Source organism: Acidipropionibacterium jensenii DSM 20535, from assembly GCF_000425285.1.
GTDB lineage: Bacteria > Actinomycetota > Actinomycetes > Propionibacteriales > Propionibacteriaceae > Acidipropionibacterium > Acidipropionibacterium jensenii.
This window is the reverse complement of the sequence record NZ_AUDD01000004.1, coordinates 148,412-168,838: the sequence shown is the minus strand read 5'-3', so window position 1 is coordinate 168,838 and position 20,427 is coordinate 148,412. Positions and strand designations below refer to the sequence as shown.

Genomic DNA, 20,427 nt, shown 5'->3' with positions numbered 1-20,427 from the left:
CGGGGAAGGCCCGCACCGTCTATGCGAGGCCCCGACAATGGAAGGATCACGTTCGTGCTGCGAACCCACGAGGCAGGCACCCTACGAGCCAGCGACATCGGCAAGGAGGTGACCCTGGCCGGCTGGGTAGGCCACCGACGCGACCACGGCGGTGTGGCCTTCATCGATCTGAGAGACGCCTCCGGACTGGCCCAGGTCGTCATCCGTGACGAGATCCTGGCATCCTCGGGAGCCCACGACTTGCGCAACGAGTTCTGCATCCGGGTCACCGGCGTCGTCGAGGCCCGCCCCGACGGCAACGCCAACCCGAATCTGCCCTCCGGGGAGATCGAGGTGGCCATCTCCGAGCTCGAGGTGCTCAACCGCTCGGCCGCGCTGCCCTTCCAGATCGACGAGCACGTCAGCGTCAACGAGGATGCCCGACTGCGGTTCCGCTACCTGGACCTGCGCCGTCCCCGCCAGCACCAGGCCCTGGTGCTGCGCTCCAAGGTGACCCACATTATCCGCGAGGCCCTCGACCGCCACGACTTCTACGACATCGAGACGCCGACCCTCACCCGCTCCACCCCCGAGGGCGCCCGCGACTTCCTGGTGCCGGCCCGGTTGGCGCCGGGCTCCTGGTACGCCCTCCCGCAGAGCCCCCAGCTGTTCAAGCAGCTGCTGATGGTGGCCGGGATGGAGCGCTACTACCAGATCGCGCGGTGCTACCGCGATGAGGACTTCCGCGCCGACCGCCAGCCCGAGTTCACCCAGCTCGACATCGAGATGAGCTTCGTCGACCAGAACGACGTCATCGCCCTGGGCGAGGAGGTGATGGCCGAGTGCTGGAAGCTGATCGGCGTCGACCTGCCCCGGCCGATGCCGCGCATCAGCTGGCACGACGCGATGAACCGCTACGGCTCCGACAAGCCGGACCTGCGGTTCGGCAATGAGATCACCGAGGTCACCGACTTCTTCGCCGGAACTCCCTTCCGGGTCTTCCAGGCGCCCTATGTGGGTGCTGTGGTGATGCCCGGCGGGGCCTCCCTGCCGCGGCGCCAGTTCGACGCCTGGCAGGAGTGGGCGCGGACCCGCGGCGCCAAGGGGCTGGCCTACATCACCGTCCAGGACGACGGCGCGCTGGCCGGCCCGGTGGCCAAGAACATCTCCGCCGACGAGAAGGCCGGGATCGCCGAGAAGGTCGGCGCCAAGCCCGGCGACGCGATCTTCTTCGCGGCCGGCTCCCGCACCGCGTCCCAGGAGCTGCTGGGTGCCGCCCGACTCGAGATCGGCCTGCGCTGCAAGCTCTACGATCCGGCCGACTGGGCGTTCTGCTGGGTGGTCGACGCCCCGATGTTCAAGCCCACCAAGGAGGCCGAGGCGGAGGGCGATGTCGCGGTCGGCGGTGGCGAGTGGACCGCTGTTCACCACGCCTTCACCAGCCCCAAGCCCGAGTGCATGGACACCTTCGACACCGATCCGGGGTCCGCGCTCAGCTACGGCTACGACTTCGTGTGCAACGGCAACGAGGTGGGTGGCGGATCGATCCGTGTCCATCGTCGCGACGTCCAGGAGCGGGTCTTCCAGGTGATGGGACTCAGCGCCGAGGAGGCCCAGCAGAAGTTCGGCTTCCTGCTCGACGCCTTCAAGTTCGGCGCCCCGCCGCACGGCGGCATCGCCTTCGGCCTGGACCGCCTGGTGATGCTGCTGGGCGGTTTCGAGTCGATCCGCGATGTCATCGCCTTCCCGAAGACCGGCAACGGGTACGACCCGCTGACCCAGGCTCCGGCGCCGATCACCCCGGCCCAGCGCCGCGAGGCGGGAGTGGACGCCAAGCCGGTCAAGAAGGGCGAGAAGAAGGACGCCGCCGAGAAGGCCGAGGAGGCCGACACCAAGGCGTGAGCCTGACGGGTCCAGCTGCCCGGACGACCTCGGTCGCCCGGGCAGTCCCGTACCCGGGGCCGGAGCGGGAGGAGGAGCGGGGATGGAGATGTCCCAGGAGGACTTCGAGGCGTGCATCGATGACGCCCTGGACCTGATACCGCGCGCTCTGTCGGAGGCCATCGACAATGTCGCCATCCAGGTCGCCGACGAGCCTTCCGAGGACCAGCCGCCGACCCTGCTGGGGTTGTACGAGGGAGTGCCGCTGACCAGTCGCGACTCCCACTGGGGGTTCGTGCCTCCAGATGTCATCACGATCTTCTCCGGACCGTTGACCCGGATGTGTGCCAGTCGAGCGCAGCTGGTCGAGCAGATCACGATCACCGTTATCCACGAGGTGGCACACCATTTCGGAATCAGTGACGAGCGTCTTCACGCACTGGGCTGGGGATGAGCCGTGAGTGGGTCAGGTAGCCGACTACTCCCTCAAGGACCAGCTACGGGGACGAAGGTTTACTGCAGGGAGGGCGAACACCATCGCGAGATCAAGGGCGCACGGGAGCGCGCTGAGTCGAGGGGCCGACGGGATCACCCGACGGGTGGAAAGGGACTCATGAGGCCGAACGCGAGTGTGCACGAAAGGGTCTGGATGGTGTCCCACTGGCCAGACGAGGATGATGCCAGAGTCAGGACTCTTGGCATATTCTCCTCGCTCGACACAGCCCATGCCGCTGTGAAATGCGTCCTGGGACAGCCTGGGTTCACAGGCTCGCCCAGATCGGACTTCTCCCTCGAGGAGCACGCGGTTGACGAACTCGGGTACTGCGGAGTGTTCTCCTCGCTGGATGGCGCGTGGACAGCGCGTGCAAGACTCGGCCGTGAACCTGGCTATGCGACGACCCATCTGGAGTTCGGCATCTCGGAGTATCTCCTGAACCGACTCCACTGGGCATCGGGATTCCGCACTGTCAGCGTGTCGAACACTGCGATTCCGACCACTGCATACAGGGCGATGTTGCTCCACAACAACTTCGGACCCGACACCAGGTTCATCTCGAACGACCACTACCTGGTGCCGCGCTACCACCAGATTCCCGGACACAATCGTTCGAGTACATACTGCGTCACCCGACCGACGACGACCGAGAATGCGCAGAAGGAGTTGCGATGAGGGCGCCAGGAGCTCCTTGCGCTGCCACGTTCTCAGTGACGGCGCTGCGGAAGGCAAGCACCTCTCTGAGGAGACCTCCAGTTGCACGCCTTACCCACCTGTGTCCGGCACGGTCTCGGGCCAGCTCATCCAGCTAACTAGGGTGGGGGCATGACCATCACCACCGCGATCACCTGGATCGACGTCGAGGGCGTCAACAACATGCGCGACCTGGTGGGCACCCCGGCCAAGGACGGCCGCAAGATCGCCGCCAACCGGCTGCTGCGGTCCGACAATCTGGACCGCCTGACCCCGGCCAGCATCGAGACCCTGGTGCACCAGCACGACCTCACCGATGTCATCGATCTGCGCACCCGCTACGAGCTGTCCCGGATCGGGGCCGGTCCGCTGCGCGATGACCCGCGGGTCCAGGTGACCACCGGATCGCTGTACCCCGAGGACGACCCGCGGGCCGTCATCCCGCCGTGGCGGGAGACGATGAGCGCCATCACCCCGACCACCCGCAATGAGGCGATGGCCGCGCACTACCTGGAGTACCTGGAGGCCCGGCCCGACACCGTGCTGGCCGGTCTGAGGGTGCTCGGCTCGGCGCGCGGGGCCACCGACATCCACTGCGCCGCCGGCAAGGACCGCACCGGCACCTTGATGGCGGTGGTCCTGACCGCCCTGGGCGTTCCCAGGGAGGCGATCGTCACCGACTACGAGGCGACCAACCAGCGTCTGGACCGGATCATGGCGAGCCTGGGGGAGGCTGCCGCCGCCGGATCGGCCACCCAGGGGGCCTACTCGGGACCGGAGCAGACCACCCCCGCCGAGATCATGACCAATCTGCTCGATCTGGTCGAGCAGCGTCACGGCGGGGTCGCCAACTACCTGGACCGGATCGGCTGGCAGGGTGAGGACCAGGCCCGCCTGGAGTCCCATCTGCTGACCGCCTGACGATGAGCGAGGACCTGTTCGGAAACCCGGTCGGCGGCGGTCCCGCCTCGCCGGCAACGGTGGGCGGCTCCCTGTCGGAGGCCGTCAACCCGTCGGCCCCGCTGGCGGTGCGGATGCGTCCGCGCAGCATCGACGAAATCGTCGGCCAGCAGCACCTGCTGGGGCCCGGCTCGCCGCTGCGACGGCTGGCCGAGGGCAGCGCCGCGATGAGCGTCTTCCTGTGGGGTCCCCCCGGGGTCGGCAAGACGACCATCGCCAGCGTCATCTCCCATGCCTCGGCCCGCCGGTTCGTGGAACTGTCGGCGGTCACCGCCGGGGTCAGGGATGTCCGCCGCGAGCTGGACACCGCCCGGCGCGAACTGGCCGCCGGACGGCCCACCGTGCTGTTCGTCGACGAGGTGCACCGGTTCAACAAGGCCCAGCAGGACGTCCTGCTGCCCGCCGTGGAGAACCGGATCGTCACCCTGGTCGCCGCGACCACCGAGAACCCGTCCTTCTCGGTGATCTCCCCGCTGCTGTCACGATCCCTGCTGCTCACCCTCCGACCGCTGAGCCCCGAGGACATCGCCACCCTCGTCGATCGTGCGCTCACCGATCCGAGGGGGCTTCGGACCCCCGAGGACGGCCACTACCGGCTCACCGATCAGGGTCGGGCCGATCTCCTGCAGATGGCGGGCGGTGACGCCCGACGGGTCCTCACCTACCTCGAGGAGGCGGCCGCCGGAGCCACCGCCTCGGGCACCGACGAGATCACCCCAGAGGTGGTCGCCACCGCGGTGGACCGTGCGGCGGTGCGCTACGACAAGGGCGGGGACCAGCACTACGACGTCATCAGCGCCTTCATCAAGTCGGTCCGGGGATCCGACGTCGACGCCGCCCTGCACTGGCTCGCCCGGATGATCGAGGCGGGGGAGGACGCCCGGTTCATCGCCCGGCGGCTCATCGTGCTGGCCTCCGAGGACATCGGGATGGCCGCCCCCAGCGTCCTGCAGACCTGTGTCGCGGCGGCCCAGGCGGTCCAGCTCATCGGGATGCCCGAGGCCCGGATCAACCTGGCCCAGGCGACCATCGCCGCGGCCACCGCCCCGAAGTCCAATGCCGTCATCACCGCCATCGACGCCGCTCTGGCCGATGTGCGGGCCGGCAGGGGAGGGGAGGTGCCGGCCCATCTGCGCGACGCCCACTACTCGGGCGCCGCCGGCCTGGGGCACGGCGCCGGCTACCGGTACGCCCACGACTTCCCGCACGGGGTGGCCGCCCAGCAGTACCTTCCCGACGATCTGGCCCGCACCCGCTACTACCGGCCCACCGACCACGGCAACGAGGAGACGATCGGCCACCGGTGGGAGCAGATCCGCACCCTGCTCGGTCGCGATCCCGACTAGAGTGTGGCGGTGTCGTCCACCCCCATCCTGGAGATCACCCCATGACAGTTGGCCAGATCGCGGGGCTCATCGCAGCCCTGGCCGTCGTCGCCTTGGTGGCGCTGCTCGCCGTCCCGCTGCTGAAACTGGGCGGCGTCCTCGACCAGCTTCGCACCGCGGTCCGCGATCTCGACGACTCCACGGTGCCGATCCTCGAGGAGCTCAAGGGGACGGTGACCGTCACCAACGATGAGATCGCCAAGATCGGCGACGTGACGACCGACGTGCACACCGTCTCCGAGCACGTCACCGAGATCTCGTCGCGGACCAATGAGCTGTCGAAGGTGTTCACCGAGACCGTCGGCACCCCGATGGTCAAGGTCGCCGGGCTGGCCCACGGGATCCGCCAGGCCGGTGCCGCACAGCGCGCCGGACGGCTGGGACGACGGGCCAGGAGGAACTCATGAGCGCCAGGGCGTGGATCCTTGCGGCGGCAGGGGCCGCCCTGGCCGTCTCGGCCGGGACCGTGGCGGTCCGCGCGAGCCGCCTCAAGGAGCTCCCGCCGTCGCGACTGCCCGCCGTCCGGGAGTCGCCGGACATCCGCCTGAGGTACCAGCGACTGACCGAGCAGATCGGCGATCTCGCCTCCCAGGCCGCGGACTTCGTCCGGGTGGTGCGCACCGAGTCAGCGTCCAAGGAGTCCGAGCTGCGCACCCGGCTGGGTTTGGACGAGCAGCACTGAGACCGGCCGCACACAGGCCGCGGGGCGGAACTGTCCGCCGACCGCGGTAGGCTTGCGCTCCGGTTCCGCTGTGTCGGCGGACAACCGGACCATCGACAAGGACGGGTATGAGAACTGCGGAGATCGGACAGCGATTCCTCGACTTCTTCGAGAGCAAGGGGCACGCCGTCGTGCCGAGCGCCTCGTTGCTGTACAACGACCCGACTCTGCTGTTCGTCAATGCCGGCATGGTGCCCTTCAAGCACTACCTGATGGGGGTGGAGCCCGCCCCCTGGAAGCGCGCCACCAGCATTCAGAAGTGCGTGCGGACCCTCGACATCGACGAGGTCGGCAAGACCACCCGGCACGGCACCTTCTTCCAGATGCTCGGCAACTTCTCCTTCGGCGACTACTTCAAGAAGGAGGCCATCGCCTTCGCCTGGGAGCTGGTCACCTCCCCGCAGTCCGAGGGCGGATTCGGCTTCGACCCGGCCTCCATCTGGGTGACGGTGCTCGGACCCGGGTTCCACCCCGACTACCCCCAGGGCGACACCGAGGCCCGCCAGACCTGGCTCAAGGTCGGCGTGCCCGCCGACCACATCCAGGGCCGCAGCCTCAACGACAACTACTGGCACATGGGCATCCCCGGCCCCGGCGGCCCCTGCTCGGAGATCTACATCGACCGCGGTCCCGAGTACGGCCGCGACGGCGGCCCCGAGGCCGACGAGGACCGCTACCTGGAGATCTGGAACCTGGTCTTCGAGACCGAGGACCTGTCCAAGGTCCGCGCCAAGGACGACTTCGACATCGCCGGCCCGCTCAAGAGCCTCAACATCGACACCGGCGCCGGCCTGGAGCGGATCGCCCTGCTCCTCCAGGGCGTCGACAACATGTACGAGATCGACCAGGTCTTCCCGGTCATCACCCGGGCCGCGGAACTGTCCGGCCGGCGCTACGGGGCCGACCACGAGGACGACGTGCGGATGCGGGTGGTCGCCGACCACGTCCGCTCGGCGCTGATGCTCATGACGGACGGCGTCACCCCCGGCAACGAGGCGCGCGGCTACGTGCTGCGCCGGCTGCTGCGCCGTGTCGTGCGCGCGATGAAGCTGCTGGGCGTCGACGAGCCGGTGCTGCCCACCCTGCTGCCGGTCTCCCGGGACCTGATGTGCCACACCTTCCCCGACATCCTGGTCCAGTGGGACCGGGTCATCGAGGCCGCCACCGCCGAGGAGGAGACCTTCCGGCGCACCCTGTCGGCCGGCACCACGATGCTCGACACCGCGGTCGCCCAGACCCGCGCCGCCGGCTCGACGACCCTGTCGGGTCAGAAGGCCTTCCAGCTCCACGACACCTACGGCTTCCCGATCGACCTCACCCTGGAGATGGCCGCCGAGCAGGGCCTGAGCGTCGACCGCGAGACCTTCACCACCCTGATGGCCGAGCAGCGCCAGCGCGCCAAGGCCGACGCCCGCGCGAAGAAGGGCCTCACCACCGACACCGAGGCCTACACCCAGCTGCGCAGCCAGGGCGAGACCCCATTCCTCGGGTACACCGAGCTGTCGGTGCCCACCACCGTCACCGGGATCGTCTCGGACGGCCGGTCGGTGACCAGCGCACCCAGCGGCTCGGTCGTCGAGGTGGTACTGGCCGAGACCCCGTTCTACGCCGAGATGGGCGGCCAGGACTCCGACACCGGGCTCATCCACGCCTCCGGCTTCGACCTGGAGGTGCTCGACGTCCAGCGTCCGGTTCCCGGCCTGGTGGTCCACAAGGTCCGTCTGGACGGCGACCTGGCGGTCGGAGACGCGGTGGACGCCGAGGTCGACGCCGCCAACCGGTTCGGGGCCTGCCAGGCCCACACCGCCACCCACGTGATCCACGCCGCGCTGCGCGAACTGGTCGGGCCCACCGCCACCCAGGCGGGCTCCTACAACAAGCCCGGCTACCTGCGCTTCGACTTCTCGTCGCGCGAGGCGATGTCGGCCGAGCTGCGCAAGGAGATCGAGGAGCGCTGCAACCAGGCGATCCACGACGACTTCGCCGTCACCGACACCCAGATGCCGCTCGACCAGGCCAAGGCGATGGGTGCGATGGCGATGTTCGGCGAGAAGTACCCGCCGATCGTGCGGATGGTCGAGCTCAACGGCCCGTGGTCGCGTGAGCTGTGCGGCGGCACCCATGTCGCCTCCACCGGACGGATCGGGCTGCTCAACCTGCTGGGGGAGCAGTCGATCGGTTCGGGGACCCGACGGGTCGAGGCCCTGGTGTCCACCGACGCCTTCCACCAGATGGCCGCCGAGCGGACCCTGGTCAACGAGCTCACCGGCATCCTCAAGGTCCAGCCCGATCAGCTCACCGACCGGGTCGCCAAGCTCGTCTCCGAACTCAAGGACGCCGACCGCAAACTGGCCGCCGCCCGGGCGCGCGAGGCGATGGGCAAGGCCGAGTCCCTGCTCGCCCAGGTCGCACCGGCCGGGTCCTTCGACCTGGTCGCCGGCCAGCTGCCCGGGATCGGTGGCGCCGACCTGCGCAACGTCGCCTCCGAGCTGCGCTCGCGGCTGGGCGACCGGCCCGGTGTGGTCGCCCTCATCGGCGGTCAGCCCGGCCACCCGGCGATCATCGTCGCCACCACGTCGACGGCCCGCGCCCAGGGGGCGAAGGCCGGAGCGCTGCTGCGCGCCGCGGTCGCCCCGATCTCGGGTCGTGGCGGTGGCAAGGACGACATGGCCCAGGGAGCCGGCACCGACTCGACCGGGGCCGACGCCGCGCTGGGTCTGGTGGCCTCCGAGCTGTCGTCCCTGGGCTGAACGGAGACCCACCGATGAGCCTGTTCGGCACCCGCGTCGCGATCGACTGGGGGAAGGCGCGGATCGGGGTCGCCGCCTGCGACCCGCGCGGCATCCTCGCCTACCCGGTGGAGACCGTGGCGACCAAGGACCGGCCGATCGCCCGACTCGCCCAGATCATCGCCGAGTACGAACCGGTCGAGGTCATCATGGGGCTGCCAGTGGCCCTGGACGGCACCGAGAAGATCGCTGCTCGCGACGTCCGGGCGGCCGCCGCCCGACTCGCCAGGGCGATCGCCCCGGTCCCGATCCGGATGGTCGATGAGAGAATGACCACCAGGACCGCGGCCAGGGCCCTTCACGACGCCGGCCGGGACGCCCGCCACCAGCGCTCGGTGATCGACCAGGCGGCCGCGGTGGCCATTCTCGAGCAGGTGTTGGAGCACGCCCGGACCGCGGGCGGGGAAGGAGACGGTTCGTGAGTGGACCGTTCAGAGACGATCCGGAGCAGGATCCCCGCAAGGAGTTCTGGTACCGGTTCCGGTCGGCCTTCGCCGTCGTGCTGTCGCTGGTGGTGCTGGTCGGTGGCGGACTGTTCGTCGCCGACCAGGTGCACGGCGCCTACCTCTCCTACAAGTCCACCGACGACTACCTCGGCGACGGCGACAAGCCCGTCCTGGTACGCATTCCCGAGGACGCATCGGTGACCGCGGCCGGCGACATCCTGCTCGATGCCGATGTCATCAAGTCCATGAAGGCCTTCCGGGCGGCGGTCCGCGATGCCAGCACCGACCCGACCATCCAGGCCGGCCAGTACAAGCTGTGGACCCACATGAGCGCCGAGAAGGCTCTGGCGATCCTGTCGGACCCGGCCAACATCCAGCACACCCGGGTCACCGTCACCGAGGGGCTGACGATCTCCGAACAGGCGGCCGTGCTGGCCAAGGGATCCAGTCTGCCGGTCTCCCAGTTCACCAAGGCGATCGCCAACACCGGCAAGCTCGGCCTGCCGGCCTGGGCCAAGGGCAACCCGGAGGGGTTCATGTTTCCCGACACCTACGAGGTGGCCGACAAGCCGACCGCCTTGGGGATCCTCCAGCAGCAGACCCGCCAGTTCACCAAGGTGACGAACACCCTCAACTTCACCGGCCAGGCCGGCACCATCAAGCGCACCCCCTACGAGGCCCTCACGGTCGCCTCCATCCTCGAGAAGGAGGGCAAGACCGCCAAGGACAAGAAGATCATCGCCGGCATCATCTACAACCGGCTGGCCAAGGGGATGCCGCTGCAGTCCGACGCCACGGTGCTGTTCGCCAACAACGCGACCTCCAAGCTCACCACCACCGACGCCCAGCGCAAGAAGCAGTCGCCGTACAACACCTATCTGGTCAAGGGGCTGCCCCCCACCCCGATCAACAATCCGGGTGCCGACTCGATGTCGGCGGCAGTGGCCCCCGCCAAGACCAACGATCTGTACTGGGTGGTGATCGATCCCGAGAAGGGCACCACCGCCTTCGCCGCCACGATCACCGACCACAACAAGAATGTCGCGAAGTTCCAGGCCTGGTGCCAGGCCCACAAGGGGAAGTGCTGACCCGGTGAGCACCCGCTGCGCGGTCGTCGGCCATCCGGTCGCCCACTCGCTGTCCCCGGCGATCCACCGCGCCGCCTACCGGGCGCTGGGTCTGGACTGGAGCTACCACGCCATCGACATCGCCCCCGGGGGGCTGCCGGAGTTCGTCGCGGGGCTGGACACCAGCTGGCGCGGCCTGTCGGTGACGATGCCCCACAAGGCCGACCTGGTGGGGCTGGGAACCCCCGACGAGACGGTCCGACGGCTCGGCGTGGCCAACACCTGGGTGCGCACCCCGGACGGCCCGCTGGTGGCCAACACCGATGTCGAGGGTCTGGAGCTGGCCTGCCGCAAGCATCGGGTGGACGCCGTCGACAGGGTGGCGGTGATCGGCGCCGGGGCCACCGCCCGCTCCGCCCTGGCCGGTGCGGCACGACTGGGGGCCGGCCGGGCGACCATCGTCTCGCGCAGCCTGGAACGCTCCGGCCAGACCCTGTCACTGGCCGTCGACCTGGGCATGGAGGTCCAGTGGACGCCGCTGGACGCCACCCTCGCCGACCAGCCGACAGCGGCCGATCTGCTCGTCTCCACCGTCCCGGCCGCTGCCCTGGAGACCCTCGCCGAACCCCTGGTGGCCGGTGTGCGGACCGTCTTCGACGTCGTCTACGACCCCTGGCCCACCCCCTTGGCGCAGGCCGGCCGGGCCCGCGGCTGCGAGGTCATCGACGGACTGGACCTGCTGGCCGGACAGGCCGTCGGGCAGGTCGCCCTGATGACAGGACGGCAGGTGCCGATGGAGGTGCTGTGGGCGGCGGCCCACCAGGAGAACCTGTCGCGCCACCGGTCCTGAGGTGCCCGCCGGCACCGTGACGGGCCGGCCCCGATTCTGAGAAGGTAGACACATGCTGCGTTACATCACCGCCGGGGAGTCCCACGGCGAGGCCCTGATCGCCACCATGGAGGGCATCCCCGCCCATGTGGAGGTCGGTGCCGCCGAGATCTCCGAGGAGCTGCGACGCCGCCGGCTGGGGGTGGGTCGCGGTGCTCGGATGGCCTTCGAGGCCGATGAACTGGCCCTGCTGGCCGGGTTCCGACACGGCGAGACCCTCGGCTCCCCGATCGCCGTGCGGATCGGCAACACCGAGTGGCCCAAGTGGCGCGAGGTGATGAACCCCGGGAAGGTCGATCCCCAGGTGCTCGCCGGCCAGGCCCGCGGCGAGGCTCTGACCCGTCCGCGTCCCGGCCATGCCGATCTGGCCGGGATGCAGAAGTACGACTTCGCCGAGGCCCGTCCGGTCCTGGAGCGCGCCTCGGCCCGGGAGACCGCCGCCAGGGTGACCCTCGGGACGATCGCCAAGGCCTTCCTGCGCCAGGCTCTGGGGGTCGAGATCCTCTCCCACGTCGTGCGGCTCGGGCCGGTCGTCGCACCGGCCGGGCTGCGACCGGGACCCGACGAGCTCGCGCGGATCGATGCCGATCCGGTGCGCTGCGCCGATCCGGAAACCTCCGCGCGGATGATCGAGGCGGTCGAGGAGTGCCGCAGGGACGGCGACACGATGGGCGGGATCGTCGAGGTGCTGGCCTGGGGACTGCCGGCCGGACTGGGATCCCACACCCAGGGGGACCGGCGGCTGGACTCCCGGCTCGCCGGGGCGCTGATGGGCATCCAGGCGATCAAGGGGGTCGAGCTGGGCGACGGGTTCGCCCTGGCCGGGGTACGCGGTTCGGCCGCCCACGACGAGATGGAGCCCACCTCTGCCGGGGTCCATCGACTCACCGACCACTCCGGTGGTACCGAGGGCGGGATCAGCACCGGCGAGCTGCTGAGGGTGCGCGCCGCCATGAAGCCGATCGCCACCGTGCCGCGGGCGCTGCGCACCCTCGACACCGCCACCGGGGAGCCGGCCCGCGCCAACCACCAGCGTTCCGACATCACCGCGGTGCCGGCCGCCGGGGTGGTCGCAGAGGCGATGGTCGCCCTGGTGCTGGCCGAGTGCGCCCTGGAGAAGTTCGGCGGCGACTCGGTCGCCGAGACCCGCCGCAACGCGCAGGCCTACCTGGCCCGTCTCGATGAGCGCCATCTGGAGATCGCACCCCATGAGTGAGCCGGGCGGACACCGCCTCGACCAGACCGGTTCCGGGCCGGCTCCGGTGATCGCGATCATCGGAGCTCCCGGATCGGGCAAGTCGACCGTCGGACCGCTGCTGGCCGCGCGTCTGGGCCTCGACTTCGTCGACGTCGACGAGGTGATCAGCCGGGTCGAGGGACGTCCCATCAGCGACATCTTCGCCACCGACGGGGAGCCCTACTTCCGCCGGGTCGAGGCCCGCGAGACCCTCGCGGCGTTGGCCGCCGGGGGAGTGGTCTCGCTCGGTGGGGGCGCCCCCCTCACCCCCAGCATCGGGCAGGCTCTGGACCGGGTCCGCACCGTCTGGCTGGAGGTCAGCGCCCGCACCGCCTCCGGACGGGTCGGGCTCAATGACGCCACCCGTCCCCTGCTGCTGGGCAACGTGCACTCCCGGATGGTGCGCCTGCTGGCCGAACGGCGTCCGGTCTACGCGGCCCCGGCCGACATCCATGTGGTCACCGACTCGCTGCACCCGGGACAGATCGTCGAACAGATCCTGGTGGAGCTGCAGGGTCTGCCCGAGGACACCGGGGTCATCGAGACATCAGCCAACGAGACGCGGGAGCAGTCATGAGTGTCGTGGAGGTCAACGGTCCGGAGCCCTACGAGGTGCGCATCGGACCCGGGGTGATCCAGGGACTGGAACAGCTGACGGTCGGATCGCGGGTGGCACTGGTCCATCCCGCCTCCGTGGAGTTCCTGGCCGCACCGCTGAGGGAGCGGCTCGGTCAGGTCATCGACATCGAGGTGCCCGACGCCGAGGCCGCCAAGACCGCCACCGTGCTGGCCGGCTGCTGGGACCGTCTGGCCGCCGCCGGGATGACCCGCGGCGACATCGTGGTGGGACTGGGAGGGGGAGCCACGACCGACCTGGCCGGCTTCGTGGCCGCCACCTGGATGCGCGGGGTCACCCTCATTCAGGTGCCCACCACCGTGCTCGGAATGGCTGACGCCGCCGTCGGGGGCAAGACCGGCATCAACATCACAGCCGGCAAGAACTTGGTCGGCGCCTTCCACGAACCCGCCGCCGTGCTGTGCGACACCGATGCCCTGACCCATCTGCCGATCCGCGAGATGCGCTCGGGAATGGCCGAGATCGTCAAGTGCGGATTCATCAACGACCCCCGGATCCTCAGCATCGTCGAGAGGGATCCGGCGGCGGTGCTGGATCCCGCCTCCGACGCCTTCCACGAGGTCCTCACCCGGGCGGTTCAGGTCAAGGCCTCGGTGGTCGCCGCGGACCTCACCGAGTCCACCTCGCGCGGCACCGATGTGGGCCGCGAAAGGCTGAACTACGGACACACCCTGGCCCACGCCATCGAGGCCCACCAGCACTTCACCTGGCGCCACGGCGAGGCTGATGCGGTCGGCATGATCTTCGCCGCCGAGCTGTCCGCCCGGGAACTCGGACTGGACCGCCAGGTCGTCGATCGGACCCGCGAGATCATGGCCGGGTTGGGGCTGCCCACCACCTTCGAGGGAACCGAGTGGGCGAAGCTGCGGGCCACCATGAACCTGGACAAGAAGACCCGCGGCACGATGCTGCGGTTCGTGGGGCTCAGCGCCCCGGGTCGTGTCGCGATGATCGAGGGTCCCTCCGAGGAGGTGCTCCAGGAGTGCTTCGCCACGCTGGCGCCGATTCCCGAGTGAGCTGAGGCGCTACCGGTCGGGCAGCTCCAGGAAGATCCCGGCGGCACCGGCCAGCAGAGCCCCCAGGATCTCGAGGTGGAGCGGATCGATCGCGGCCCCGCGCAGCTGGTCGGCGCCGGACAGCCCCTCGATCGAGCCCCCCGAGATCACCAGTCCGGGTCCCTGGCGCCGGTTCCCGGTGGTGCGCCTGCCCTGGATGCGCACCTGGTCGAAGACCGCCGAGTCCAGCACACAGTCATCAAGGACGACCTCCTCCAGGCGGGAGTCCGAGAAGTCCGCCCCGGTCAACCGGCAGCCGGTGAAGCGGACCCGCCGCAGGGTCGCGAACCGGAACCGGGCCATCTCCAGCACGCATCCCGAGAAGTCCACGTCCTCCAGGACACAGCTCGACAACTCGACGCCGGTCAGTCTGCAGTCGGTCAGACGGACCCGCCGCCAGCCCCCCTCCGGCCAGCTGCTGCCGGCCAGGTCGCAGGAGGCCAGCTCCAGATCGGCGCACTGAGAGCGCCGCCACACCGATCTGGGCGCCCGGACCGAGCGACCGGACACCGACATCAGGTCGGCCCCCTCCAGCTGCGCATCGGTCCAGTCCGCACCGCTGAGGTCGGCGTCCTCGACCAGAGCGTCGGGCTCGGGCACCTGGCCGAGGGCCGCGAGCGCACCGCTCAGCCGAGGAGGAGCAGGCGGGCGGGGACCCGGGCTGCGCTTCGTCGATCCGGGCTGCGTCGTCGATCCGGGCGGCGTCGATCTGGTCATGGATCCGACCCTACGGCGCAGGTCTGACAGCCCTGATGGCAGCCAGCAGCCGGCGCAGACCGCTCTGGTGGAGCCCCGGGGTTGCGCTGAGGTAGGATCGGGCAGTCTGGGCCGTTCCTCGGCCCGCGGGTTGACATATGAGTGTTGACATCAGAATCTCGAAAGGCAGCGACCTGTGGTCATCTCCACCAATGACATCAAGAACGGCACCGTGCTGGACCTCGACGGCCAGCTCTGGAACGTCATCTGGTTCCAGCACCACAAGCCGGGCAAGGGCAACACCGTGGTGCGCACCAAGCTGAAGCACGTCCTGTCGGGCAAGGTCGTCGACAAGACCTTCAACTCCGACACCAAGGTGGAGTCGGCCGAGGTGGACCGCCGCGACATGCAGTACCTGTACCAGGACGGCGACAACTACATCTTCATGGACGAGGGCACCTTCGAGCAGCTCCCGATCCCCGCCGAGACCGTCGGGGACGCCAAGGACTTCATGCTGGAGAACCAGACCGCCACCATCGCCCTTCACGAGGGCAACGCCCTCTACATCGATCTTCCGGCCTCGGTCGAGCTGAAGGTCACCTACACCGAGCCCGGCCTGCAGGGCGACCGTTCCACCGGCGGGACGAAGCCGGCCACCCTGGAGACCGGTCGCGAGATCCAGGTGCCGTTGTTCATCAGCGAGGGCGAGACCGTCAAGGTCGACACCCGCAATGGTGACTACCTCGGCCGCATCTCCGACAAGTGAGCCAACAGTCCGGCGCCGAGACGCCGCAGCAGGCCTCGTCGCACAAGACCGAGTGGATCGGTGAGCTGGAGGTCGAGAAGGTCTCCGGAGACGTCCAGAAGCACGCCGACCTGTCCACCCGGTCGAAGGCGCGCAAGCAGGCCCTCGACATCCTCTTCGAGGCCGACCTGATGTCGACCGACCCGATCGACGTGCTGGCGCTGCGTCCGACCGTCATCGATAACCCGGTGCGCGACTTCGCGGCCGACCTGGTGCGCGGGGTGAGCCAGAACCTGGCGACCCTCAACGCCGCCGTCTCGGCGCGCCTGGCCAGTGGATGGACGCTGGACCGGATGCCCCGGGTCGATCGGATCCTCGCCCAGATCGGGGCCTACGAGATCATCTTCACCGACGTCCCCGATCCCAGCGCGATCGCCGAGGCGGTCGAGCTGGGTGGGGAGTTCTCCACCGATGGCTCGGCCTCCTTCCTCAACGGACTGCTCACCGGCATCGCCGAGGGCAACCGGGCGGGCACCCTGGCCGGAGCGCCGACCGACTCCCAGGACGCGGCGGAGGAGGCACCCGGGGAGGCAGAGCTCGATACCGAACCGACCGCCACCGAACCCCCGGAAGGACAGGCAGCGCCGACCGACTGACATCAGTCCCTGCAATTGCCTCTGACCAGCAGCGGGACCGCTGCTGAGGGTCTACTGTGCAAACACGGGCCCGGGCCCGGGGCCAGTGCAGGTTCATCGATGTCAGATTGGAGCAGACGTGTCCATCCCCACCCTCTCTCCGGAACAACTCAGCGCCGCGCGCGAGGCGGCCACCCAGGCACGACGTGCCAGGGCCGAACTCAAGGCGCGGGTGCGCAACGGAAGTCTCAGTCTCGGAGAGGCCCTTGACGCGGCCGCACAGGACGACGTGCTGGCCCATGTCAAGGTGGTGGATCTGCTGAAGGCACTGCCCAGGGTGGGCGACAAGCGCGCCGCCGAGATCATGGCGCGACTCGACATCGCCGCGAACCGGCGGATCAGGGGACTGGGACGCCACCAGGCCGCCGGCCTGCGCGCCGAGTTCCCCGGCTGAGAGCCCTCCTGCGGCCCACGCTCGCCATGCTCTAGGGTGTCGGCCATGGAGATCGATCCCGACCCGGCACCCGAGATACCTCATGCCAGAGGGCACAGGCGACCGGAGTCGGTGAATGTGGCGGTCGTCTCCGGGCCCACGGCGGTCGGCAAGGGAACCGTGGTGGCCGCACTGCGCCGGGCCCATCCCGAGATCGTCGTCTCACGTTCGGCCACCACCCGACCACCGCGCCCCGGCGAGCGCGACGGAGTCGAGTACGACTTCGTCACCGACTCCCAGTTCGACCGGCTCATCGCCGACGGCGGACTGCTGGAGTGGGCCGTGGTCCACAACAGCCACCGCTACGGCACTCCCCGCCGTCTGGTCGACGAGGCGGTCGCGGCGGGACGCACCGTGGTGCTGGAGATCGACATGCAGGGGGCCCGCCAGGTGCGCGAGTCCTATCCTCGGGCCGAGCACATCTTCCTCACCCCGCCCTCCTGGGAGGAGCTCAAGCGCCGCCTCATCGGGCGCGGCACCGAGACTCCCGAGCAGCAGGCCAGGCGGCTGCGCACCGCCCGCAAGGAACTGGCGGCCGTCGACGAGTTCGACGCCGTGGTCGTCAACGACACCGTTGACCACGCTGTCGAGTCATTGGTAGACTTACTAGGTCTATGACGTGGTGTGTGTTGTCTCGCACACCGTCAGTACGCACTCCTTCAACACGTGAGGACATTCCTTGAGCGAGACCATCCCCGAGGGCATCGTCAACCCCCCGATCGATCAGCTTCTTGAGCACGTCGACTCCAAGTACCGGCTGGTGCTGTTCGCCGCCAAGCGCGCCCGTCAGATCAACGCCTACTACTCGCAGCTGGCCGAGGGCCTGCTGGAGAACGTCGGTCCCCTCGTCGAGGTCGCCAACCAGGAGAAGCCGCTGTCCATCGCGCTGCGCGAGATTCAGGCCGGGGTCATCGAGGCTCATCAGATGAACCCCGAGGAGGTCGCGGCCGAGGCCGCCGCCGCACAGCAGGCGCCCGCCGTCGAGCTCGACGACCCGTTCGCCGACCTCACCCCTCCGGCCTGATCCGTCGGTGTCCACGGTTGTCCTGGGGGTGGGCGGCGGCATCGCCGCCTACAAGGCCTGCTACCTAGTGCGGCGGCTGGCCGAGGCCGGTCACCGGGTGCACGTCATTCCCACCGAGGCGGCCCTTCAGTTCGTCGGGCGTCCGACCTGGGAGGCCCTGTCGGGCCATCCGGTCCACACCACCGTCTTCGACGACGTCCCCGGCGTCGAGCACGTCCGGCTGGGGGAGCAGGCCGATCTGGTGATCGTGGCCCCGGCCACCGCCGACCTGGTGTCCAGGATCGCCGCCGGAGCGGCCGATGACCTGCTCACCGCCACCGTTCTCGCCACCCGGGCCCCGGTCCTGGTGGCCCCGGCGATGCACACCGCGATGTGGCAGAACCCGGCCACCCGCGACAACGTGGCCACCCTGCGACGCCGCGGAGTCGTCGTCAAGGACCCCGCCGACGGTCGTCTCACCGGGCCCGACTCCGGACCCGGGCGCCTTCCCGAACCCGATGAACTGGCCGAGCTGGCCGCTCTGCTGCTGGCCGATCCCGGGGTCGTCGGCTCCCTGGCCGCCCAGGACCTGACCGGACGCCGGGTCGTCATCTCGGCCGGTGGGACCCGCGAGGCCCTGGACCCGGTGCGATACCTCGGCAACTCCTCCTCGGGGAGGATGGGCACCGCCCTGGCGATGCTGGCCGTCACCCGTGGGGCCGAGGTGACCCTGGTCAGCGCGCACCTGGAGGTGCCGGTGCCCTCCTGCCTCCATCAGATCCCGGTCTCCAGCACCGAGGACCTGTCCGAGGTGATGGGGACGCTGGCCCCGAGTGCCGATGTCATCGTGATGGCGGTCGCCGCCGCCGACTTCGCCCCGGTATCCAGCGCGCAGGTCAAGATCAAGAAGCACGAGGGATCGGACGCCGTCGGTGCCGGGACCAGGATCGACCTGGTCCAGACCCCCGATGTGCTGGCCGCCCTGGCCGCCTCGAGACGACCCGGCCAGGTCATCGTGGGGTTCGCCGCCGAGACCGCCCCCGATCGCGCCGAGTTGCTGGAGCTGGCCGCGGCGAAGCTGCGCCGCAAGGCCTGTGACCTGCTGGTCGTCAACGATGTGAGCGCCGGGAAGGTCTTCGGTAAGGTCGACACCGACGTCACCGTGGTCCGCCAGCAGGGACCCGGTCGACGCGTCCAGGGCCCCAAGATGATGGCCGCCCAGGCCATCCTCGACGAGGTCCGCTCGCTGCTGGCTCCCGCATCGGGCACCCCGGAACCTGTTCCGGCGTCCTGAGCGGGTACCCGTCCGGCCCCCGTCTCCACGGGGCCACAATGCGCGGCTCTTCGCCGCGCGGTCAGGAAGTACAGATGTCCGTCGACACCCCCAGACCCCTCGGCTCCACCCGACGACTGTTCAGCTCGGAATCGGTCACCGAGGGCCACCCCGACAAGATCGCCGACGCCGTCTCCGACTCGGTGCTCGACGCGATGCTGCGCGAGGACACGCTGTCCCACGTCGCGGTGGAGACCCTGGTCACCACCGGACAGGTGATGGTCTGCGGGGAGGTCACCACCGAGGCCTATGTCGACATCGCCGACATCGCCCGGACCAAGATCCTGGAGATCGGCTACGACTCCTCCCGCAAGGGGTTCGACGGCGCCTCCTGCGGCGTCTCGGTGGCCATCGACGCGCAGAGCCCCGACATCGCCCAGGGGGTCAACACGGCGTACGAGGCCCGGCACGGCTCGACCGACGCGATCGATGCCCAGGGTGCCGGGGATCAGGGCCTGATGTTCGGCTACGCCTGCACCGAGACCGACTCCCTGATGCCGCTGCCGATCGACATGGCCCATGCGTTGTCCCTCCAGCTCACCGCCGTCCGCAAGAACGGCACCCTGGACTACTTGTGGCCCGACGGCAAGACCCAGGTCACCATCGGCTACGACGCACAGGGCCGTCCGGCCGAGGTGCAGACCATCGTCATCTCCACCCAGCACCGCGACGGGGTGAGCATCGAGTCCACGATCACCCCGGATCTGCGGCGCCATGTCATCGCACCGGTGCTGGAGCGCTACGACCTGTCGACCGCCGGGCTGGAGGTGCTGGTCAACCCGACCGGCAAGTTCGTCATCGGCGGCCCGATGGGAGATGCCGGTCTCACCGGCCGCAAGATCATCGTCGACACCTACGGCGGGATGGCCCGGCACGGCGGTGGCGCCTTCTCCGGCAAGGATCCCTCGAAGGTCGACCGGTCGGCCTGCTACGCGATGCGCTGGGTCGCCAAGAATGTGGTGGCCGCCGGACTGGCCACGCGCTGCGAGTGCCAGGTCGCCTATGCCATCGGCAAGGCCCACCCGGTGAGCCTGCGGGTGGAGACCTTCGGCACCTCCACGGTTCCCGAGGAGGACATCGAGAGGGCGGTCGGCGAGGTCTTCGACCTGCGCCCCGCGGCGATCATCCGCGACCTGGACCTGCGTCACCCGATCTACGCCCAGCTGGTCGCCGGGGGACACTTCGGACGCACCCTGCCCGGGGTCCGGTGGGAACTCACCGACCGGGTGGACGCCCTGCTCGCGGCGATCGCCTGAGGCCTGCGCCCGGAACTGTCGGCGGCCCCGG

The 20,427-nt window shown here is 69.6% G+C and carries 21 protein-coding genes and 1 pseudogene; 21 read left to right on the top strand and 1 reads right to left on the bottom strand.

Going from position 1 to position 20,427, the window contains the following annotated elements:
- Positions 1-54 precede the first annotated feature (54 nt).
- The 14 genes from aspS to aroB all read left to right on the top strand — a co-directional run bounded on the left by aspS (position 55) and on the right by aroB (position 14,196).
- Positions 55-1,881 carry an aspartate--tRNA ligase gene (gene aspS, locus H590_RS0103885; protein WP_028702529.1) on the top strand — a complete coding sequence of 609 codons (1,827 nt, stop codon included), beginning with the start codon at positions 55-57 and terminating at the stop codon, positions 1,879-1,881.
- A gap of 82 nt (positions 1,882-1,963) precedes the next feature.
- On the top strand, positions 1,964-2,314 hold the full coding sequence (locus H590_RS0103880) for a metallopeptidase family protein (RefSeq protein ID WP_036980924.1): 351 nt from the start codon (positions 1,964-1,966) through the stop codon (positions 2,312-2,314).
- Between the two features lie 195 nt (positions 2,315-2,509).
- Positions 2,510-3,031 (top strand): hypothetical protein, encoded by a 522-nt coding sequence (locus H590_RS17165; protein WP_126412596.1) that lies wholly within the window; start codon positions 2,510-2,512, stop codon positions 3,029-3,031.
- 150 nt (positions 3,032-3,181) lie between these two features.
- The gene (locus tag H590_RS14765; RefSeq protein ID WP_051238147.1) at positions 3,182-3,970 is read left to right on the top strand and encodes a tyrosine-protein phosphatase; all 789 of its coding nucleotides are present in this window, start codon (positions 3,182-3,184) and stop codon (positions 3,968-3,970) included.
- A 2-nt stretch (positions 3,971-3,972) separates the two neighbouring features.
- On the top strand, positions 3,973-5,355 hold the full coding sequence (locus tag H590_RS0103860; RefSeq protein ID WP_028702527.1) for a replication-associated recombination protein A: 1,383 nt from the start codon (positions 3,973-3,975) through the stop codon (positions 5,353-5,355).
- A gap of 41 nt (positions 5,356-5,396) precedes the next feature.
- Positions 5,397-5,801 (top strand): DUF948 domain-containing protein, encoded by a 405-nt coding sequence (locus tag H590_RS14760; RefSeq protein ID WP_036980917.1) that lies wholly within the window; start codon positions 5,397-5,399, stop codon positions 5,799-5,801.
- Complete coding sequence (locus H590_RS0103850; RefSeq protein WP_028702526.1) at positions 5,798-6,076, top strand: hypothetical protein; 279 nt, start codon at positions 5,798-5,800, stop codon at positions 6,074-6,076. Before H590_RS14760 ends, H590_RS0103850 begins: the two co-directional genes overlap by 4 nt.
- Positions 6,077-6,183: 107 nt before the next feature.
- Entirely contained in the window at positions 6,184-8,865 is a 2,682-nt protein-coding gene (alaS, locus tag H590_RS0103845; protein WP_028702525.1) for an alanine--tRNA ligase, read from the top strand.
- A 14-nt stretch (positions 8,866-8,879) separates the two neighbouring features.
- Positions 8,880-9,326, top strand: a complete 447-nt coding sequence (ruvX, locus tag H590_RS0103840) for a Holliday junction resolvase RuvX (RefSeq protein WP_028702524.1) — start codon at positions 8,880-8,882, stop codon at positions 9,324-9,326.
- Positions 9,323-10,438 (top strand): endolytic transglycosylase MltG, encoded by a 1,116-nt coding sequence (gene mltG / locus H590_RS0103835; protein WP_028702523.1) that lies wholly within the window; start codon positions 9,323-9,325, stop codon positions 10,436-10,438. Before ruvX ends, mltG begins: the two co-directional genes overlap by 4 nt.
- Positions 10,439-10,442: 4 nt before the next feature.
- Positions 10,443-11,267: a shikimate dehydrogenase gene (locus tag H590_RS0103830; RefSeq protein WP_028702522.1), complete on the top strand. Its 825-nt coding sequence runs from the start codon at positions 10,443-10,445 to the stop codon at positions 11,265-11,267.
- A gap of 52 nt (positions 11,268-11,319) precedes the next feature.
- Entirely contained in the window at positions 11,320-12,522 is a 1,203-nt protein-coding gene (aroC, locus tag H590_RS0103825) for a chorismate synthase (RefSeq protein ID WP_028702521.1), read from the top strand.
- Positions 12,523-12,568: 46 nt separating this feature from the next.
- A complete protein-coding gene (locus tag H590_RS14755) occupies positions 12,569-13,120 on the top strand; it encodes a shikimate kinase (RefSeq protein ID WP_051238157.1) in 552 nt (183 codons plus the stop codon).
- Positions 13,117-14,196, top strand: coding sequence for a 3-dehydroquinate synthase (gene aroB, locus H590_RS0103815; protein WP_028702520.1), 1,080 nt, complete (start codon positions 13,117-13,119; stop codon positions 14,194-14,196). The genes H590_RS14755 and aroB overlap by 4 nt, the downstream gene beginning before the upstream one ends.
- A gap of 9 nt (positions 14,197-14,205) precedes the next feature.
- On the opposite strand, the gene H590_RS0103810 is transcribed toward aroB, so the two are convergent.
- Positions 14,206-14,952, bottom strand: a complete 747-nt coding sequence (locus H590_RS0103810) for a pentapeptide repeat-containing protein (protein WP_084149248.1) — start codon at positions 14,950-14,952, stop codon at positions 14,206-14,208.
- A gap of 175 nt (positions 14,953-15,127) precedes the next feature.
- On the opposite strand from H590_RS0103810, the gene efp reads away from it, so the two are divergent.
- From efp to metK, 7 genes and pseudogenes are all read left to right on the top strand, one after another.
- Positions 15,128-15,697, top strand: coding sequence for an elongation factor P (gene efp, locus H590_RS0103805; protein WP_028702518.1), 570 nt, complete (start codon positions 15,128-15,130; stop codon positions 15,695-15,697).
- Positions 15,694-16,188: pseudogene (nusB, locus tag H590_RS0103800) on the top strand (transcription antitermination factor NusB); the annotation flags it as partial. The gene efp and the pseudogene nusB, both read left to right, overlap by 4 nt.
- 262 nt (positions 16,189-16,450) lie before the next feature.
- A complete protein-coding gene (gene mihF, locus H590_RS0103795; protein ID WP_028702516.1) occupies positions 16,451-16,765 on the top strand; it encodes an integration host factor, actinobacterial type in 315 nt (104 codons plus the stop codon).
- A 45-nt stretch (positions 16,766-16,810) separates the two neighbouring features.
- Positions 16,811-17,422 carry a guanylate kinase gene (gene gmk / locus H590_RS0103790; RefSeq protein WP_028702515.1) on the top strand — a complete coding sequence of 204 codons (612 nt, stop codon included), beginning with the start codon at positions 16,811-16,813 and terminating at the stop codon, positions 17,420-17,422.
- Between the two features lie 61 nt (positions 17,423-17,483).
- On the top strand, positions 17,484-17,828 hold the full coding sequence (rpoZ, locus tag H590_RS0103785; protein WP_028702514.1) for a DNA-directed RNA polymerase subunit omega: 345 nt from the start codon (positions 17,484-17,486) through the stop codon (positions 17,826-17,828).
- Positions 17,829-17,835: 7 nt separating this feature from the next.
- Positions 17,836-19,101 (top strand): bifunctional phosphopantothenoylcysteine decarboxylase/phosphopantothenate--cysteine ligase CoaBC, encoded by a 1,266-nt coding sequence (gene coaBC / locus H590_RS0103780; RefSeq protein WP_028702513.1) that lies wholly within the window; start codon positions 17,836-17,838, stop codon positions 19,099-19,101.
- 74 nt (positions 19,102-19,175) lie between these two features.
- Complete coding sequence (gene metK, locus H590_RS0103775) at positions 19,176-20,396, top strand: methionine adenosyltransferase (protein WP_036980910.1); 1,221 nt, start codon at positions 19,176-19,178, stop codon at positions 20,394-20,396.
- Positions 20,397-20,427: the final 31 nt, after the last annotated feature.

Coding starts and splice junctions, on each gene's coding strand:
- H590_RS0103860 (WP_028702527.1), top strand. CDS start 3,973: ATGAGCGAGGACCTGTTCGGAAACCCGGTCGGCGGCGGTCCCGCCTCG.
- aroB (WP_028702520.1), top strand. CDS start 13,117: ATGAGTGTCGTGGAGGTCAACGGTCCGGAGCCCTACGAGGTGCGCATC.
- H590_RS14765 (WP_051238147.1), top strand. CDS start 3,182: ATGACCATCACCACCGCGATCACCTGGATCGACGTCGAGGGCGTCAAC.
- alaS (WP_028702525.1), top strand. CDS start 6,184: ATGAGAACTGCGGAGATCGGACAGCGATTCCTCGACTTCTTCGAGAGC.
- metK (WP_036980910.1), top strand. CDS start 19,176: ATGTCCGTCGACACCCCCAGACCCCTCGGCTCCACCCGACGACTGTTC.
- H590_RS0103810 (WP_084149248.1), bottom strand. CDS start 14,952: ATGACCAGATCGACGCCGCCCGGATCGACGACGCAGCCCGGATCGACG.
- gmk (WP_028702515.1), top strand. CDS start 16,811: ATGGAGATCGATCCCGACCCGGCACCCGAGATACCTCATGCCAGAGGG.
- H590_RS17165 (WP_126412596.1), top strand. CDS start 2,510: ATGGTGTCCCACTGGCCAGACGAGGATGATGCCAGAGTCAGGACTCTT.
- H590_RS0103850 (WP_028702526.1), top strand. CDS start 5,798: ATGAGCGCCAGGGCGTGGATCCTTGCGGCGGCAGGGGCCGCCCTGGCC.
- aroC (WP_028702521.1), top strand. CDS start 11,320: ATGCTGCGTTACATCACCGCCGGGGAGTCCCACGGCGAGGCCCTGATC.
- ruvX (WP_028702524.1), top strand. CDS start 8,880: ATGAGCCTGTTCGGCACCCGCGTCGCGATCGACTGGGGGAAGGCGCGG.
- H590_RS0103880 (WP_036980924.1), top strand. CDS start 1,964: ATGGAGATGTCCCAGGAGGACTTCGAGGCGTGCATCGATGACGCCCTG.
- H590_RS14760 (WP_036980917.1), top strand. CDS start 5,397: ATGACAGTTGGCCAGATCGCGGGGCTCATCGCAGCCCTGGCCGTCGTC.